At 68.2% G+C, this 15,358-nt stretch carries 17 protein-coding genes; 9 read left to right on the forward strand and 8 right to left on the reverse strand.

All coding sequences use genetic code 11. The annotated features are described in order from the left end of the window. The first annotated feature begins 28 nt into the window (after positions 1–28). On the forward strand, positions 29–262 hold the full coding sequence (locus ACW174_RS04845; RefSeq protein WP_492016572.1) for a hypothetical protein: 234 nt from the start codon (positions 29–31) through the stop codon (positions 260–262). A gap of 170 nt (positions 263–432) precedes the next feature. Here the strand turns inward: ACW174_RS04845 and ACW174_RS04850 are convergent, their stop codons facing one another. The 4 genes from ACW174_RS04850 to hslV all read right to left on the reverse strand — a co-directional run bounded on the left by ACW174_RS04850 (position 433) and on the right by hslV (position 3,594). After that, positions 433–954, reverse strand: coding sequence for a lipocalin family protein (locus tag ACW174_RS04850; RefSeq protein ID WP_492016573.1), 522 nt, complete (start codon positions 952–954; stop codon positions 433–435). Positions 955–1,018: 64 nt separating this feature from the next. Next, positions 1,019–2,320: an ATP-dependent protease ATPase subunit HslU gene (hslU, locus tag ACW174_RS04855; protein ID WP_492016574.1), complete on the reverse strand. Its 1,302-nt coding sequence runs from the start codon at positions 2,318–2,320 to the stop codon at positions 1,019–1,021. A 249-nt stretch (positions 2,321–2,569) separates the two neighbouring features. Continuing rightward, positions 2,570–2,824, reverse strand: coding sequence for a GxxExxY protein (locus tag ACW174_RS04860; RefSeq protein ID WP_492016575.1), 255 nt, complete (start codon positions 2,822–2,824; stop codon positions 2,570–2,572). A gap of 215 nt (positions 2,825–3,039) precedes the next feature. After that, complete coding sequence (gene hslV, locus ACW174_RS04865) at positions 3,040–3,594, reverse strand: ATP-dependent protease subunit HslV (protein ID WP_492016576.1); 555 nt, start codon at positions 3,592–3,594, stop codon at positions 3,040–3,042. 142 nt (positions 3,595–3,736) lie between these two features. Between hslV and ACW174_RS04870 the strand changes: the two genes are divergently transcribed. Both ACW174_RS04870 and ACW174_RS04875 read left to right on the forward strand, forming a co-directional pair. After that, entirely contained in the window at positions 3,737–4,126 is a 390-nt protein-coding gene (locus ACW174_RS04870; RefSeq protein WP_492016577.1) for a BLUF domain-containing protein, read from the forward strand. A 39-nt stretch (positions 4,127–4,165) separates the two neighbouring features. After that, entirely contained in the window at positions 4,166–4,906 is a 741-nt protein-coding gene (locus ACW174_RS04875; RefSeq protein WP_492016578.1) for a HesA/MoeB/ThiF family protein, read from the forward strand. Here the strand turns inward: ACW174_RS04875 and ACW174_RS04880 are convergent. Both ACW174_RS04880 and ACW174_RS04885 read right to left on the reverse strand, forming a co-directional pair. Beyond that, positions 4,903–6,930 (reverse strand): alpha/beta hydrolase family protein, encoded by a 2,028-nt coding sequence (locus ACW174_RS04880; RefSeq protein ID WP_492016579.1) that lies wholly within the window; start codon positions 6,928–6,930, stop codon positions 4,903–4,905. The two genes, ACW174_RS04875 and ACW174_RS04880, sit on opposite strands and share 4 nt — an antisense overlap. Before the next feature lie 64 nt (positions 6,931–6,994). Further along, positions 6,995–7,981 carry a 2-hydroxyacid dehydrogenase gene (locus ACW174_RS04885; protein ID WP_492016580.1) on the reverse strand — a complete coding sequence of 329 codons (987 nt, stop codon included), beginning with the start codon at positions 7,979–7,981 and terminating at the stop codon, positions 6,995–6,997. A 44-nt stretch (positions 7,982–8,025) separates the two neighbouring features. On the opposite strand from ACW174_RS04885, the gene ACW174_RS04890 reads away from it, so the two are divergent. From ACW174_RS04890 to ACW174_RS04915, 6 genes are all read left to right on the forward strand, one after another. Continuing rightward, positions 8,026–8,589 carry an SH3 domain-containing protein gene (locus tag ACW174_RS04890; RefSeq protein ID WP_492016581.1) on the forward strand — a complete coding sequence of 188 codons (564 nt, stop codon included), beginning with the start codon at positions 8,026–8,028 and terminating at the stop codon, positions 8,587–8,589. 136 nt (positions 8,590–8,725) lie between these two features. Then, positions 8,726–9,250: a 3-hydroxyacyl-[acyl-carrier-protein] dehydratase FabA gene (gene fabA, locus ACW174_RS04895; RefSeq protein ID WP_492017240.1), complete on the forward strand. Its 525-nt coding sequence runs from the start codon at positions 8,726–8,728 to the stop codon at positions 9,248–9,250. A gap of 64 nt (positions 9,251–9,314) precedes the next feature. After that, a complete protein-coding gene (gene fabB, locus ACW174_RS04900; RefSeq protein WP_492016582.1) occupies positions 9,315–10,550 on the forward strand; it encodes a beta-ketoacyl-ACP synthase I in 1,236 nt (411 codons plus the stop codon). 72 nt (positions 10,551–10,622) lie between these two features. Beyond that, the gene (locus ACW174_RS04905) at positions 10,623–11,444 is read left to right on the forward strand and encodes an enoyl-ACP reductase FabI (protein ID WP_492016583.1); all 822 of its coding nucleotides are present in this window, start codon (positions 10,623–10,625) and stop codon (positions 11,442–11,444) included. A 175-nt stretch (positions 11,445–11,619) separates the two neighbouring features. After that, positions 11,620–13,128: a DUF2272 domain-containing protein gene (locus ACW174_RS04910; protein WP_492016584.1), complete on the forward strand. Its 1,509-nt coding sequence runs from the start codon at positions 11,620–11,622 to the stop codon at positions 13,126–13,128. 17 nt (positions 13,129–13,145) lie between these two features. Next, a complete protein-coding gene (locus ACW174_RS04915) occupies positions 13,146–14,330 on the forward strand; it encodes a benzoate/H(+) symporter BenE family transporter (protein WP_492016585.1) in 1,185 nt (394 codons plus the stop codon). Positions 14,331–14,337: 7 nt separating this feature from the next. Here ACW174_RS04915 and ACW174_RS04920 read toward each other — a convergent pair whose 3' ends face one another. Both ACW174_RS04920 and rimM read right to left on the reverse strand, forming a co-directional pair. Then, a complete protein-coding gene (locus ACW174_RS04920; RefSeq protein WP_492016586.1) occupies positions 14,338–14,727 on the reverse strand; it encodes a DUF3597 domain-containing protein in 390 nt (129 codons plus the stop codon). A 52-nt stretch (positions 14,728–14,779) separates the two neighbouring features. Continuing rightward, on the reverse strand, positions 14,780–15,304 hold the full coding sequence (gene rimM, locus ACW174_RS04925; RefSeq protein WP_492016587.1) for a ribosome maturation factor RimM: 525 nt from the start codon (positions 15,302–15,304) through the stop codon (positions 14,780–14,782). Positions 15,305–15,358: the final 54 nt, after the last annotated feature.

Consider the following 15,358-nt stretch of genomic DNA (forward strand, 5'->3'; position numbering starts at 1 on the left):
TTCGCCTTCACCGGCGGAAGGAGACATCATGCCCTACCGGGATCGGATCGCCCGGCGTCACCGCCGAAGCGCCGCGGGACTCTGGCTTCTGGCCGCCCTGGCGCTGGTGGTCGTTCTGCTGATCGCCGCGGCCCTGCTCAAATCCGCGGCCGCCCGGCAACGCGCGACGCTCGAGGTGGACGCCCTGGCGCCCGCCACAAGCGAGAAATCATCCACCGTTTCGCCCACGAAGACGCCTGCCCGGCCGTTGCCGTTCGGATAACAGCGTCTTATTAACCTTTCTGAACGGGATGGAGCCCGCCGGAGGGGGAGGGAGACGATGATGCACGAGGATCGCGGCGCACGGCGCAATCGCAACGAGGGCGGCATCTGGCTGATCAACGCCCTGATCTCCGCCCTCGTCGTCCTGCTCAGCCTCTATGTCTTCCGGCCCTACTGACCCGTCTGCACCAGCTGACCGGTATTCAGCCCCAGCGCGCCGGCGCGACGCACCAGATCGGCCCGGACGGCCGCTGACGGGCTTTGACTGCGATGCCAGATCCACCAGTCGGAGCCGTTCGGCAGCGACAGGATGGCCCAGCTGTAGTCATCGGCGTGGGCGCGCACCCGATAGTTCTGCCCCGCCAGCCCGCCGAAGCTGAGCAGTCCCGTCAGGCTGAAGCGCAGGTTGCGGTTGGTGCCGGGATCCGTCACCCGCGCATTGGCGCGCAGGGTCTCCACCACCCCGTCGGCGCGGCGCGTGCAGGTCACCACAATGCCGTAGCGATCAGCCCGCGCCTGGGCGGTGAAATCGATCTGCGCCCGGCGACAGTCTTTCTGGACATCGTTGGGGCTGCGCGTGATCTCGAACCAGCGGCCGTCGAAACGGTCCATGTCCACGGCCTGGGCGGCCGCGCTCCCGGCGGAAAACACGCAGACAGCGGCGAGGGCGAAGGCGACTGAACGGGCACGCATGACGTGGCTCTCTCCTGTGGTCCCGACGTCCATCTACGCGTAGGCGCAGGAAACGGATGCGCCCTTACAGGATGTAGCGGCTCAGATCGGCGTCCTTCGCCAGTTCGCCGACCCGGTCGCGGACCGCATCGCCGTCGAAGGTGACGGTCTGGCCGGTCAGGTCCGAGGCCTTGAAGCTGGTCTCCTCCAGCACGCGCTCCAGCACCGTCTGCAGACGGCGCGCCCCGATGTTCTCGACCGCCGAATTGGCCGCCACCGCCGCATCGGCCATGGCCTCGACCGCGTCATCGGTGAAGACCAGCGTCACGTCTTCCGTCGCCAGCAGGGCCTGGTTCTGACGGATCAGATTGGCTTCCGGCTCGGTCAGGATGCGCCGGAAGTCGTCCCGGGTCAGGGCCTTCAGCTCCACCCGGATCGGCAGCCGCCCCTGCAACTCCGGCAGCAGGTCCGACGGCTTGGACACGTGGAAGGCGCCCGAGGCGATGAACAGCACATGGTCCGACTTCACCGGCCCGTATCTGGTCGACACCGTGGTGCCCTCGATCAGGGGCAGCAGGTCGCGCTGCACGCCCTCGCGGCTGACGTCGGCGCCGCGGCTGTCCGCGCGCACGGCGACCTTGTCGATCTCATCGATGAAGACGATGCCTTCGTTCTCGGCCAGCGACAGGGCCTCGGCGTTCAGGCTGTCCTGATCCAGCAGCTTGTCGCTTTCCTCGGTGGTCAGGGGCGCCACGGCGTCCTTGACCGTCAGCTTGACCTTCTTCGTCCGGCCGCCGCCCAGCTTGCCCAGCATTTCGGACAGGTTGATCATCCCGACATTGCCGCCGCCGGGCATGTCCATGCCCTGCATCGGCGAGGCCGTATCGGCCAGCTCCAGCTCGATCTCCTTGTCGTCCAGCTCGCCGGCGCGCAGTTTCTTGCGGAAGCTGTCGCGGGTCGCGGGCTGCGAACCGGGCCCGACCAGCGCGTCCAGGATCCGCTCCTCGGCGGCGCCCTCGGCCCTGGCCTTGACGCCCGAGCGGCGCCTGTCGCGCACCATCACCAGCGCCGCCTCGACCAGGTCGCGCATGATCTGATCGACGTCGCGGCCGACATAGCCGACCTCGGTGAATTTGGTGGCCTCGACCTTCAGGAAGGGCGAGCCGGCCAGTCGGGCCAGCCGACGCGCGATCTCGGTCTTGCCGACGCCGGTCGGCCCGATCATCAGGATGTTCTTGGGCGTCACCTCATCGCGCAGGTCCTCCGGCACCCGCTTGCGCCGCCAGCGATTGCGCAGGGCCACGGCGACGGCGCGCTTGGCGTCGTCCTGACCGACAATGAAGCGGTCCAGTTCGGAAACGATTTCGCGGGGGGAGAGGTCGGTCATGGTATCGAGATAGGACGCCTCGGCGCGTTGCGGGAGGGGGCGCGACCGAAAGCCCGAGATGGGGCCGACCACAGCAGGTTCACACCATGGACACCAAGGCAGGCACCAAGGACACAAAGGCGCAGCAGCAACCGCGAACGACGCGGGACGCGTCAATCGAGGCAGGCTCACGCACAGACCCGGTGTGCGATCCCTTGGCGTTCTTCGTGTCTTCCTTGGTGTCCTTGGTGTGAACCGGTCAGTCGCCGATTACATGACGAGCCGCCGAAGGCCTGTCTTCAACATGACGGTATTGAAATTGATCAGGTAGCCGAGCCGGACCCCGGAAAACCTCAGATAGGTTAGCACTTGGGCCACATGGATCGACGCAAGGGCGTCAATCGATTTCACCTCGACCACCACAGCGTTCTCGACCAGCAGATCGAGCCGAAACCCGGTCTCCAGTCGGACGTCGCCATAACGAACCGGGATGACGACCTGACGTTCGGCTCTCAGCCCGGCCAACCGGAGCTTCTATGCGAGGCAGGTTTCATAGACGCTCTCCAGGAGCCCCGGCCCAACGCCGAGTGAACCGCAAAAGCGGCATTCAATACCCGACGCCCCAACCGATCTGTGGCTTCGGGGACCGGCTCCGTCGCGGAGTGTCCGTTGTGCATTCGTTGTGCTCGTTGTGATGAACCCTCGACACCATCAACAGAACACAACCATAAGACGCAAACCTACTCCAGCGTCTCCACCGTCAGGTTGCCGTTGGTGTAGACGCAGATCTCCGCCGCCAGGGCCATCGAGCGGCGCGCGATGGTCTCGGCGTCCAGGTCGGTGTTCTCCATCAGGGCCCGCGCCGCCGACAGGGCGTAGTTGCCGCCCGAGCCGACCGCGGCCACGCCGTATTCCGGCTCGAGCACATCGCCGACGCCGGTGACGGTGAAGATCGAGTCCTTGTCGGCGACGAGGAGCATGGCCTCCAGCTTCCGCAGGTAGCGGTCCGTGCGCCAGTCCTTGGCCAGGTCGACGCAGGCGCGGGCCAGCTGGTCCGGGTACTGCTCCAGCTTGGCTTCCAGCCGCTCGATCAGGGTGAAGGCGTCGGCCGTGGCGCCGGCGAACCCGGCCAGCACCTTGCCGCCGGCCAGAACGCGGACCTTGCGCGCCGCGCCCTTGACGATGGTCGGCCCCATCGAGACCTGGCCGTCGCCCGCGATCACGGTGCGCCCGTCCTTGCGGACCGCAAGGATGGTCGTGCCGTGCCAGTCGGGGAATGAGGATGCGTGTGTCATCCCTCCCAGATGGAGACCGAAATGCGGCGTGCAAGCGGAAACGCCCGGGATTTCAACGGTACGCAAGCGCCACAATATCACCAATGTAACCCGTTACATCAGCACATTAAGCCCCTCCCGGGCGGATTCCTTGGGTCGAATCGTGCTTCACCGAGTCATCTACGCGAGCGAGGCCGTCGGCGCGACGGGCGTTTCGACCCTGTCGATCGCCCAGATTCTCGGCGTGTCCGAGGTCAATAACCGCCGTGACGGCGTCCAAGCCGCCCTGATGTTCCATGGCGGACACATCGTCCAGGCGATGGAAGGCAAGCGGGTCGATCTGGATCGGCTGATGCGCCGTCTGCTGGCGGACCGTCGCCACACCGGCCTGCGGGTGCTCATCGACACTCCCATCACGACCCCCGTGCTGACCGAGCCGATCACCGTCTGCCCCGACCCCCGCGCCCTGCTGGACCGGATCGGCGTGGCCGAGGTTTCGCGCATCACTGCCAACGAGGCCGTGGCCATTCTGGACTACAGGTCCGCCGCCTGAGGGCGTGACCTTGGCCGCCGCAGCGCCTAACGAACGCGGGTGAGCTTTTCCGACGACGAAATCGAACGCTACGCCCGTCACCTGGTGCTGTCCGAGGTGGGCGGTCCCGGCCAGCAGCGGCTGAAGGCCGCGCGCGTGGCCCTGATCGGGCTGGGCGGCGTCGGCGCCCCCGCGGCCCTCTATCTGGCCGCCGCCGGGGTCGGGACCCTGCGTCTGATCGACGACGACGTGGTCGCCCTGTCCAACCTCCAGCGCCAGATCCTGTTCGACGGCGACGACATCGGCCGCGCCAAGGTGGTCGCCGGGACGAAAACCCTCGCCGCCCTCAATCCCCATGTCGGGATCGAGCCGCGCGCGGAACGGCTGACGCCCGACAACGCCGCGGCCCTGATCGAGGGCTGCGACGTCGTTATCGACGGCACGGACGATTTCGCGACCCGGTTCGCGGTCAACGCCGCCTGCCTGACCTGCCGCATCCCGCTGGTGTCGGGCGCCTTGGGCCGCTGGACCGGGCAGGTCGGCGTCTTTACTGGCCGGCCCTGCTACCGCTGTATGGTGCCGGACAGCCCGCCGGACGCCGAGACCTGCAGCCGGGTCGGCGTCATCGGCGCGCTGGCGGGCGTGGTGGGATCGATGACGGCCCTGGAAGCGATCAAGCTGATCGCCGGCGCAGGCGACCCGCTGTCAGGCCGCCTGCTGCTTTACGACGGACTGGCGGGGACGGCGCGAACGGTGCGCGTCGCCCCCGACCCCGACTGTCCAGACTGCGGCGGCGCCTAGGCGAACGCCTGACGGAACAGCGCGACGTAGCGGGTCATCAGTTCCTGCTCCTTGTCGTCCTCCCAGTCGCCGTGCCCGGCGTCCGCGACCTCGATCAGGTCGACCGACTTGCCGGCCGAGCGGAAGGCGTCCCGCATGCGGCGCGACTGGATGATCGGCACGACCGTGTCGTCGACGCCGTGGACCAGCAGCACCGGACAGGTGATCTCGCCCGCCCGCCGTCGGGGCGAGGCGGCCTCCAGCGCCGGACCCTCGGTGCGCCGGTCCCCGATGCGTTTGGTCCAGAACTCATAGATCGGCTTGCCGGCCAGATCGTCGTCCCGCTCTTCCAGGGCCAGCATGTCGGGCAGGTCGTAGACGCCACAGATGCCGATGGCGGCCTTGTAGAGGTCCGGTCGCTTCAGGGCGCCCATCAGGGCCGCATAGCCGCCGTAGCTGGCGCCCACGATGCCGACCTTCGACGCATCCAGCCCCTTTTGGGCGATGGCGTAGGCGACGGCGTCCTCGACATCGTCCTGCATGCGGGTGCCCCAGCGCGTCCAGCCCTCGCGGGCGAAGGCCATGCCGTAGCCGCCCGAGCCCCGGAAATTGGGCCGCAGCACCCACCAGCCCTGCGCCGCCAGAACCTGGACCTGCCGATCCCAGCTTGACGTGTCGCGGACTTCCGGTCCGCCATGCGGCAGCACCACCAGCGGGCCCGGCGCCCCGCCGGGCGGCGCCGTCAGATAGGCCTCGATGGTCGCCCCGTCGCGGGTCGGCACCTGCAGCAACTCGCCCACGCCCAGACGGGCCGGGTCCAGATCATAGGCCTGACCGATGTTGACGATCACGCGCGCCGTCTTGTCGTAGAAGAACCAGGCCCCCGGTTCGTTCGGCCCCGAAATCTGCGCGATGAAACGATTCCGCGCGGTATCGACGTCGGTCAGATGCACGTCGCACTGATTGTCGAAGAATCGGTTCAGGGCGCGGTGGTGGGCCGTCAGCGCGGGCTCGGCGAACTCATATTCCAGCCGCTCGCCGTAATAGCCGGCGCCGAGGTAGCGACCGGCCGAATCCCGCAGTCCGTATTCCACGTCGCGTCCGGTCCGCGCGTTCAGCGGCGCGCCCAGGGCGAGGGTGCCGAGGTCCATTTCGCGCACGCTCAGCACGTCCTCGTTGTCCAGACGCGCGATGACCAGAACCGTGCCGGGCTTGTCCGTCCCGCCGACCCAGTGGAAGTCCGGCGCATCGCGGATGCGGGCGCGGCGCGCCACCTTCCACTCGCTCTCGCCCGGCGCCCGCACCTGGATGGTTTCCATGGTGCCGCGGGAGTTGATGTCGTGGCGCATGACCGCCACGCCGTTCAGGGTCCGCCAGTTAAAGGTGCCCGCGCTGCCCCGCTCCAGCCGCTGGGCCGCGCCGGTGTTCACATCGACCTTGTGCAGGGCCATGACCCCGTCGGATTCCCAGGCCGCCATCAGCACATGGTCCGGGTCAGCGGGCAGCAGATCGATGATGCGACCCATGTCGAAGGTGGCCCGCATCCGCTGGCGCTGGTCATTGAACAGCACCACGATATCGCCCGTGTTCGCGTTGACCGACAGGATGCGGCGCATGCGGTACTCGACCGAAGCCGCCCGGATATTACTGCCGGCCTGCGAGCGCGCGCCCGTCTCGGCCTTCAGGATCACCCGCACCAGAAGCCGGTCGTCGCTCGCCCATTCGATCAGGTCGATCTCGACATCGCCCACTTCCAGACGACGGCGCTGCCCCTCGGGATCATCCGCCTGGATGATTTCGATGGCTCCGCGCGGCTGTTCCTTTGTTCCCGCCTGTTCGACGACCGCGATCCGGCTTCCGGACGGCGACAGGGCCGCGCCCCGCGTCTTGGGCAGGACGAAGAAATCGCCCATGGCGTGCGCCGCCGCCTGCGCCCGCGCCATACCGGCCGGAAGCGTGGCCAATCCCGCCAGCGCCCCCGCGCCGAGCAGCAGTCCACGTCGCGACAGCGCCATCAGCGCCGCCTTGGTCAAACCCGATTTCATCATAATCCCCCGAGACTTGGGCGCCACACAACTCAAGCTTCGCCTCGGCGTCAAGCGAGGATTGTCAGAACATCGCGGGAATGACCCGATCGGGCGGGCGGTGGCCGTTGGCGAAGGTCTGGATGTTGGCGATGACGCGGTCGCCCATGTCCTGACGCGCTTCGATCGTCGCCGAGCCGAGGTGGGGCAGCAGCACCACATTGGCATGGCCCAGCAGGCCCGGATGCACCTTCGGCTCGTGCTCGAACACGTCCAGCCCGACCCCGGCGATGCGCCGCTGCGCCACGGCCTCGGCCAGGGCCGCCTCGTCGATCAGTTCGCCGCGCGCGGTGTTGATCAGGATCGCGTCCGGCCGCAACAGCGCCAGCCGCCCGGCCGACAGCAGGTGATAGGTTTCCTTCGTCGCCGGGCAGTTCAGCGAGATCAGGTCCATCCGCGCCAGCATCTGGTCCAGATCGTCCCAGTAGGTCGCGCCCAGCTCCTCGGCGATCATCGGCGAGACCGGCTTGCGGTTGTGGTAGTGGACCTGCATCCCGAAGGCCCTGGCCCGGCGCGCCAGCGCCTGCCCGATCCGGCCCATGCCGACGATGCCCAGCCGCTTGCCCCACAGCTTGCGCCCGGTCATCCAGGTCGGGGTCCAGCCCTCGAACCGGCCCTCCTGCATCACCTGCGCCCCCTCCACGATCCGGCGGCTGACCGCCAGGATCAGGGTCATGGCCAGGTCCGCCGTGTCCTCGGTCAGGACGCCGGGGGTGTTGGTCACGATCAGGCCCCGCCCGACCGCCGCCTCGATGTCGATGTGATCCACGCCGGCGCCGAAATTGGCGATCATCTTCAGCTGCGGCCCGGCCTTGGAAATCAGGTCGGCGTCGATGATGTCGGTGATCGTCGGCGACAGCACGTCGGCCCTCTGCACCGCCGCTTCCAGATCGGCCCGCGTCATCGGCCGGTCGGTCAGGTTCAGCTCGGCGTCGAACAGCTCGCGCATCCGCGTTTCCACGGCGTCGGGCAAGCGTCTGGTTAATACGACCTTAAGCCTGGGAGCGGACATTCGAAGCCTTCGATTTCACGTCCCCGGCTTTAATGGTCCTCCCGGTGTCTGGCAAAATTCCTCGCATCAAACGGTTGGTGGTCGCCGCGGGCCTGCTCGGCTGCGCCGTGCTTCTGGGCGCGGGAAACACCATGCCGGACGGTCGCCCCACCCCCAGCAAACAGCCCGTGCCGCGCTGGCTGTCGCTCAAGTCCGACCGGGTCTTCGCCCGTCAGGGGCCGGGCCTCGATTACCAGATCCTGTGGCGCTACCAGGTTTCGGGCCTGCCGGTGCAGGTCATCGCCGAGACCGCCGACTGGCGAAAGATCTGCGATCCCGAGGGCGGCGTCGCCTGGGTTCACCGCAGCGTGGTCTCCAGCCGCCGCAGCGTGCTGAACCTGTCGCCGGACCTGATCGACATCCACTCCGGCCGCTCCGACACCTCGCCCGTGCGCGCGCGGCTGTCGGCCCGGTCCCTGGTGTCGGTCAGCGAATGCGTCGACCAGTGGTGCGAGGTCCGCGTCCGGCGCCTGCGCGGCTGGCTGCCCCGACGCGCCATCTTCGGCGCCCAGGAACACGCCCTCTGCAACGCCAACCGCGCCGCCGGCACGGGCCGCGCGGACCGGTGACCCGCTGACGGCGGCTTACCGCCCCCGCCGCCCCCAACCCCTTAAAATGTTGAGCCCCGGGTTCCGCTCGTGTAACCCCACGGCAACATCCGGGCGCGAAGTCGCGTCCCCTTGCACGAGAACGCTTTTGTCCGAGCTGAAATATCCGTCGTCGTTCGATTACGAAGCCCTTCTGGCCTCGGGCCGGGGTGAGCTGTTCGGGCCCGGCAACGCCCAGCTGCCGGCCCCGCCGATGCTGATGTTTGACCGCATCACGCAGATCAACGCGGACGGCGGCGACCACGGCAAGGGCTATGTCGAGGCCGAGCTGGATATCCATCCGGACCTCTGGTTCTTCCAGTGCCACTTCATCGGCGATCCGGTCATGCCGGGCTGCCTCGGCCTGGACGCCATGTGGCAGCTGGTCGGCTTCTACCTCGGCTGGATCGGCGGGCCCGGAAAGGGCCGCGCGCTCGGCGTCGGCGAGGTCAAATTCACCGGTCAGGTCCTGCCGACCGTCAAGAAGGTGGTCTACAAGATCCACCTGAAGCGGGTGATCAATCGCAAGCTGGTCATGGGCATCGCCGACGGCGTGCTCGAGGCCGACGGCGAGGTGATCTACACCTGCAACGATATGCGCGTGGGCCTGTTCGGGGCGACCACCGAAGCAAAGGGCGGCTAGACCCCCTATATTCTCCAGACCGCGGTCAACGCGGCGCCTGAACAGTTCTTGGAAGGAATCCGCCATGCGGCGTGTCGTCGTCACCGGCCTGGGCATTGTCTCCTCCATCGGCACCGGAGCCGAAGAGGTCACCGCATCGCTGCGCGACGCGAAGTCGGGCGTTCAGCACGCCGCCGACCACGCGGCGCACGGCTTCCGCTCGCAGGTCTGGGCTCCGCCGTCGCTGGGTCACACCGCCGAGGACTGGGCCCCGCACGTCGATCGTCGCGCCGCCCGCTTCCTCGCCAACGGCACCGCCTGGGGCCACATCGCCTTTGAACAGGCGCTGAAGGATTCCGGCCTCGATCCCGAGGCGATCAAGGATCCGCGCATCGGCCTGATCGTCGGCGAGGGCGGTCCCTCGACCCAGGTCATCCTGCAGGCCGCCGCGACCACGGTGGAGAAGGGCTCGCCCAAGCGCATCGGGCCGTTCGCCGTGCCCAAGGCCATGGCCTCGGGTCCGTCGGCCGTGCTGGCCACCTGGTTCGAGCTCAAGGGCATCAACTATTCGATCTCCTCGGCCTGCGCGACCAGCGCCCACTGCATCGGCGCGGCCGCCGAACAGATCGCCTGGGGCAAGCAGGACGTGGTCTTCGCCGGCGGCGTCGAGGACATCGACTGGTCCATGTCGAACATGTTCGACGCCATGGGCGCCATGTCGTCCAACTTCAACGAGACGCCGGCCAGGGCCAGCCGCGCCTATGACAAGGACCGCGACGGCTTCGTGATCGCGGGCGGCGCCGGCATCGTGGTGCTGGAAGAATACGAACGCGCCGTGGCGCGCGGCGCGAAGATCTATGCCGAGGTCACCGGCTACGGCGCCAACTCGGACGGCTACGACATGGTCGCCCCCTCGGGCGAGGGCGCCGAGCGCTGCATGAAGATCGCGCTCGAAATGGCCGGCAATCCGAAGATCGACTACCTGAACCCGCACGGCACCTCGACGCCGGTCGGCGACAGCAAGGAAATGGGCGCCGTCCGCAACGTGTTCGGCGACGCCATGCCGATGATCTCCTCGACCAAGTCGCTGACGGGCCACTCGCTCGGCGCGGCGGGCGTGCAGGAGGCCATCTACTGCCTGCTGATGATGGACAACGACTTCGCCGCCGAGAGCGCCCACATCGAAACCCTCGACCCCGAGTTCGAGGGCATGCCGATCCTGCGCGCCCGCCACGACGGCCCGCTGACGCACGTCATGTCCAACAGCTTCGGCTTCGGCGGCACCAACGGCACGCTGATCCTCAGCAAGATCGACGCCTGATTTAACGCACGTCCGGCCCCAAGCGAGCGACCGCGTCGCGAGCGTCAGGCCACCAGAGAAGGAAGACTCCCCATGGCCGCTGAATCCAACTGGGACATGCCCAAGGGCGACCTGATGAAGGGCAAGAAGGGCCTGATCATGGGGGTGGCGAATTCCAGCTCCATCGCCTGGGGCATCGCCTCCCAGCTGGCGGCCCAGGGCGCCGAACTGGCCTTCACCTATCTGGGCGAAAGCCTGGAGCGCCGCGTGCGCCCGCTGGCCGAAAGCGTCGGCGCCAAGCTGCTGATCCCGGCCGACGTCACCGACGACGCCTCGATGGACGCCGCCTTCGCCGAGCTGGAAAAGACCTTCGGCACGATCGACTTCGTCGTCCACTCGGTGGCCTTCGCCAACAAGGACGAGCTGAAGGGCTCCTTCGTCGACAACACCACCCGCGACAGCTTCCTGCTGGCCATGAACATCTCGGCCTTCAGCTTCGTCGACGTGTCCAAGCGCGCCGCCAAACTGATGCCGAACGGCGGCAGCCTGATCACCCTGACCTACCTCGGGTCGGAGCGGGTCATCCCGAACTACAACACCATGGGCGTGGCCAAGGCCGCGCTGGAAGCCGCGACCCGCTACATCGCCCGCGACCTGGGTCCCAAGAACATCCGCGTCAACGCCATCTCGGCGGGCGCCATGCGCACCCTGTCGCTGGCCGGCATCTCGGGCGGCCGCGGCCTGCACTCCAAGTCGGCCCAGTTCTCGCTGATCAAGGAAGAGACCTCGATGGAAGGCGTCGCCGGCGCCGCCCTGTGGCTGTGCTCGGACCTGGGTCGTTCGACCACGGGCGAAGTCGTCCACGTCGACGCCGGCTTCCACGCCGTCGGCCTGCCGGACGACATGGAGGGCTGAGCCAGGCTCCGCCCGCCGCGCAACACAAAGAACGTTGGTTTTTCTATTTCACTCCGGCGACTTTCGCGTGTAATTTGATCCCCTGAAGGTTGTGGGACGGTCCGGCTCCGGAAACGGGCGACTGTCCTTCCAACCCAGCCGCACCGGGCGACCGGGCGCTGATCGGGGGGATATCATGTCTGACTACGCCAGCCGGCTCGCCGCCGTCGCGGAAGGCGAGTGGAAGAGTTTCGGGGGCGTCCCCGAAACCGATCCCCGCCTGCGAACCCGGATCTACAAAACCTATCTCGCCGACCTCTCGAAGGCTGATCCGCGCGATCCCCAGGGCTGGGCCATGGGGGCGGACATCTCCTCATGGGCGTGGTCGGCGACCTTCGTGTCCTGGTGCGTCCTCGCCGCCGGGGCCACCGTCGCCGAGTTCGACTTCTCCATCCGGCACTCTGTCTTCATCAACCGGACCATCGGCAACGCCGCCGCCGGCAAGGGCCCGTTCAGGGCCAGACGCATTGCGGACCATGCGCCCAAGGTCGGCGACATCATCGCCTGGAACCGGGGCGGCGCGAAATTCACCTATGACTACGCCGCGCAGAACGACAATTTCGCGTCGCACAGCGCCGTGGTCGTCGACATCGTCGTCAAGGCGGGGATCCGTTACGCGGTCACCATCGGCGGAAACGAAGGCCAGACGGTGGGCCGCACCGAGGTGCAGCTTACGGCCTCGGGCCACATCAAGCCGCGCACGGTCAATCCCTACATCTGCGTCATCGAGAACCTGAAGGCGGATGCGGCGGTCGGGGTGAAGGTCTCGCCCGTCAGCACATCGTCCCTCTCTCCCGCCCTGAAGGGACACGGCGCCTTCATCTACGATGTGCCCGCGACCATCGCCGACTATGGCTCCCTGCCCAATGTCGTCGCCGCGCTCAAGCGAGCCGGGATGCAGCACGTCTGGGTCCGCATCCACGGCCGGACCGCCTACACGGCGGCGGAGAAGGCCCAGAACCAGGCCCTGATCGACGCCTGCAAGGCCGCCGGCGTGGCCGTGGCGGGCTGGGGCTGGTGCCAGGGTGAAGACCCCGCCGGAGAGGCCAGAACCGCGCTCAGGGAACTCAAGACCTATGGCCTCGCCGACTACGTCGCGGACATCGAGCCCAAGCACAACAACTCCGAATGGACGATCACGGAGATCCAGACCTTCTGCGCGACGGTTCGCAAGGGCCTGCCGGGCGCCTTCGGTCTGTCCACCTTCGGCTTCATCGACTGGCACGAGCCTGACCTTCTGATGGCCGCCGCGCCCTATGTCGATGCCTTCGCGCCCCAGATCTACTGGTTCAACTTCCCCAACCAGAAGATGGTGCAGCAGTTCAGACGCCCCGGCGGCGGCGCCTATCAGGCGCAGACCCCGGGCGAGTATGTGGACCTGTGTCTGGATCGCTGGATGAAATGGATGGGCTCAAACCCCAAACCCCTGATCGTCACGGGCCAGGCCTATTGGGGCGAGGGCGGATTCACCGAAGCGCAGGCGGACCAGAAACTTGAGGTCTTCGTTGCGAACTGGAAGGGCTATGACCGGATCGCCGCGCTGAACTGGTGGCATTTCGGCGGGTCTGGCGGCATGAGCCACCTGATGTTCGAAACCCTCGCCGCGGCGAACCTTGGAGGGAAGCCCTTCTCGAACGGGGGGTGAGGGGGTACGCGCGGGAGATGACCCTCCCCCGCCTGCCCGTCGCCGTCCCGCCCGTCTCCGCCCTGTCCGCCGCCGCCGTCGGGACCATCATCGGCATCGGCGGCACGGTGGCGCTGGTGGTGCAGGCGGGCCATGTGCTGGGCGCGTCGCCGGACCAGATCGTGTCGATGGTGACGGCGCTCTGCCTCGGCATCGGCGTGCCGGGGATACTGCTCAGCTGGCGGCTCAAGGTCCCGGTCATCCTGGCCTGGTCCACGCCGGGCGCCGCCCTGCTGGCCGCCTCCACCCTCGGCCTCGGCTGGCCCACCGCCGTCGGCGCCTTCCTGATCGCGGGCCTGCTGATGGTCATCACCGGTCTCGTCCCCGCCCTGGGGCGGCTGGCGGCGCGGATCCCGGGCGGCATCGCCTCGGCCATGCTGGCGGGCGTGTTGCTGCCCTTCTGCCTGAAGCTGTTCCTCGTCTTCCCGACCGATCTGGCGCTGGCGGCGGGCCTGTTCGCCGTTTTCCTGCTGATGCGGCGGCTGGCCCCGACCTGGGCCCTGCCCGCGGTGCTGGTCGGCGCCTTCCTCGTGCTGGCCCTGCGCGGTCAGGTGACCACCCCGCCCGGAACCGGCCTGTTCGGCCAGCTGGTCCCCGTCCTGCCGGTCTTCGACCTGAAGGCGGCCGTCAGCCTCGCCCTGCCGCTGTTCCTCGTGACCCTGGTGTCCCAGAACCTGCCCGGCCTCGTGGTGCTCCGCGCCGCGGGCTATGAGCCGCCGCCGGGGCCGCTGTTGCTCTCGACCGGCCTCGCCACCGTCGTGCTCGCCCCCTTCGGCGCCTACGGGATCAATATGGCGGCCATCGTCGCGGCCATCTGCACCGGGCCGGACGCCCACCCGGACCCGGGCGAGCGCTGGATCGTGGGCGTGCTGTACGGCGGCCTTTATCTGATCGTGGCCCTGTTCGCCGCGCCGCTGGCGGGCCTGTTCATCGCCATGCCTCCGGGCGCGCTGGCGGTGCTGACGGGCCTCGCCCTGATCGGGCCCCTGACCGGCGCCCTGTCCGGCGCCATGGCCGAGCCGGACCACCGCGAGGCCGCCACCATCGCCTTCGCGGCGACGGCCTCGGGCGTCGCCCTGTTCGGCATCGGCTCCGCCTTCTGGGGTCTTCTGGCGGGCTTTCTGGCCCTGGCGGCCCTGCGCTGGAAGCGCCGGGCCGCCTGACCGCCCTCTAGTCCCGCAGCGAGTCGGGCACCCGGCCGCCATTTTCAGCCAGCTTGCGCCAGACGGCCTTGGACAGGGCGATGTTCTGCTCGGCCGAGCCGTGCGGCCCCGCGTTCACGCCCAATTCCTCGGCCAGCGACTTGCGGGCGTCCAGGCTGGAATCCAGCCCCAGCAGCTTGAGCAGATCGACGATCGAGGTGCGCCAGTTGCCGCCCCCATCCTTCTGATCCGCCATCGACTGCAGCACGGCCTCGACATCGACGGGCGGCAGGGCGGCAGGCGCGGCCTGCGGCGCGGGCGCCGGGGTCGGGGTGTGCGGCGCCGGCGTCGGCGCGGCGGGCGCGTCCGGCTTGCGATGGCCGCGAATGCGGTCCCAGATCGAACTGAAGATACTCATGCGCTTACGCCTTTCCTGATGGATCGACGTAACGTTCGCCGTGCCGGGCGGTTCAGTCCGGCTCGCGCTCACCGACCTCATTGGGCCGCACCACCAGCAGCCAGCCGTCGGCCAGATGCAGTTCGGGCACCGCGTCCTTGGTGAACGGCAGATACCAGGTCGGGCCGCCGGCGACCGGGGCGATCTCCAGCATGTCGGAGGCGCCGAAATTCGGCACCGACTTCACCGTGCCCAGCACCGTGCCGTCCGGCTCGCGCGCCTCGACGCCGATCAGGTCGGTCAGATAGACCTCGTCCTCGTCGGCCTCGGGCAGACGGTCGCGCGGAATGAACAGCTTGAGGCCACGCAGGGCGTCGGCCTCTTCCTTGGTGGCGATCTCCTTGGCCCGGCCGACCACACCGACCTTGTCGGGACGCGCCGAAAGCAGGGTCAGCCCGGTCGTGCCGTCGGCCCGCAACAGGTCGCGCCAGGCCAGCAGGGTCATCGGGTCGGCGGTATAGGCCGTGATCCGCACCTCGCCCCGGACGCCGAAGCCGCCGGAGACCTGACCGACCTGAATGAGCTTGTCCTGAGCCACGTTCACCTCACCGACGCCCCGTCCTCCCGCCTGAAATAGCGCGAAGCGGAAACG

It is taken from the genome of Brevundimonas sp. AVps31, assembly GCF_058681355.1.

Bases quoted from the DNA above. Each gene is read 5' to 3' on its own strand.
- hslV (WP_492016576.1), bottom strand. From the start codon at position 3,594: ATGACACACGCATCCTCATTCCCCGACTGGCACGGCACGACCATCCTT.
- ACW174_RS04880 (WP_492016579.1), bottom strand. From the start codon at position 6,930: ATGAAATCGGGTTTGACCAAGGCGGCGCTGATGGCGCTGTCGCGACGT.
- ACW174_RS04845 (WP_492016572.1), top strand. From the start codon at position 29: ATGCCCTACCGGGATCGGATCGCCCGGCGTCACCGCCGAAGCGCCGCG.
- fabB (WP_492016582.1), top strand. From the start codon at position 9,315: ATGCGGCGTGTCGTCGTCACCGGCCTGGGCATTGTCTCCTCCATCGGC.
- ACW174_RS04920 (WP_492016586.1), bottom strand. From the start codon at position 14,727: ATGAGTATCTTCAGTTCGATCTGGGACCGCATTCGCGGCCATCGCAAG.
- ACW174_RS04850 (WP_492016573.1), bottom strand. From the start codon at position 954: ATGCGTGCCCGTTCAGTCGCCTTCGCCCTCGCCGCTGTCTGCGTGTTT.
- ACW174_RS04915 (WP_492016585.1), top strand. From the start codon at position 13,146: ATGACCCTCCCCCGCCTGCCCGTCGCCGTCCCGCCCGTCTCCGCCCTG.
- ACW174_RS04910 (WP_492016584.1), top strand. From the start codon at position 11,620: ATGTCTGACTACGCCAGCCGGCTCGCCGCCGTCGCGGAAGGCGAGTGG.
- ACW174_RS04885 (WP_492016580.1), bottom strand. From the start codon at position 7,981: ATGTCCGCTCCCAGGCTTAAGGTCGTATTAACCAGACGCTTGCCCGAC.
- ACW174_RS04905 (WP_492016583.1), top strand. From the start codon at position 10,623: ATGGCCGCTGAATCCAACTGGGACATGCCCAAGGGCGACCTGATGAAG.
- hslU (WP_492016574.1), bottom strand. From the start codon at position 2,320: ATGACCGACCTCTCCCCCCGCGAAATCGTTTCCGAACTGGACCGCTTC.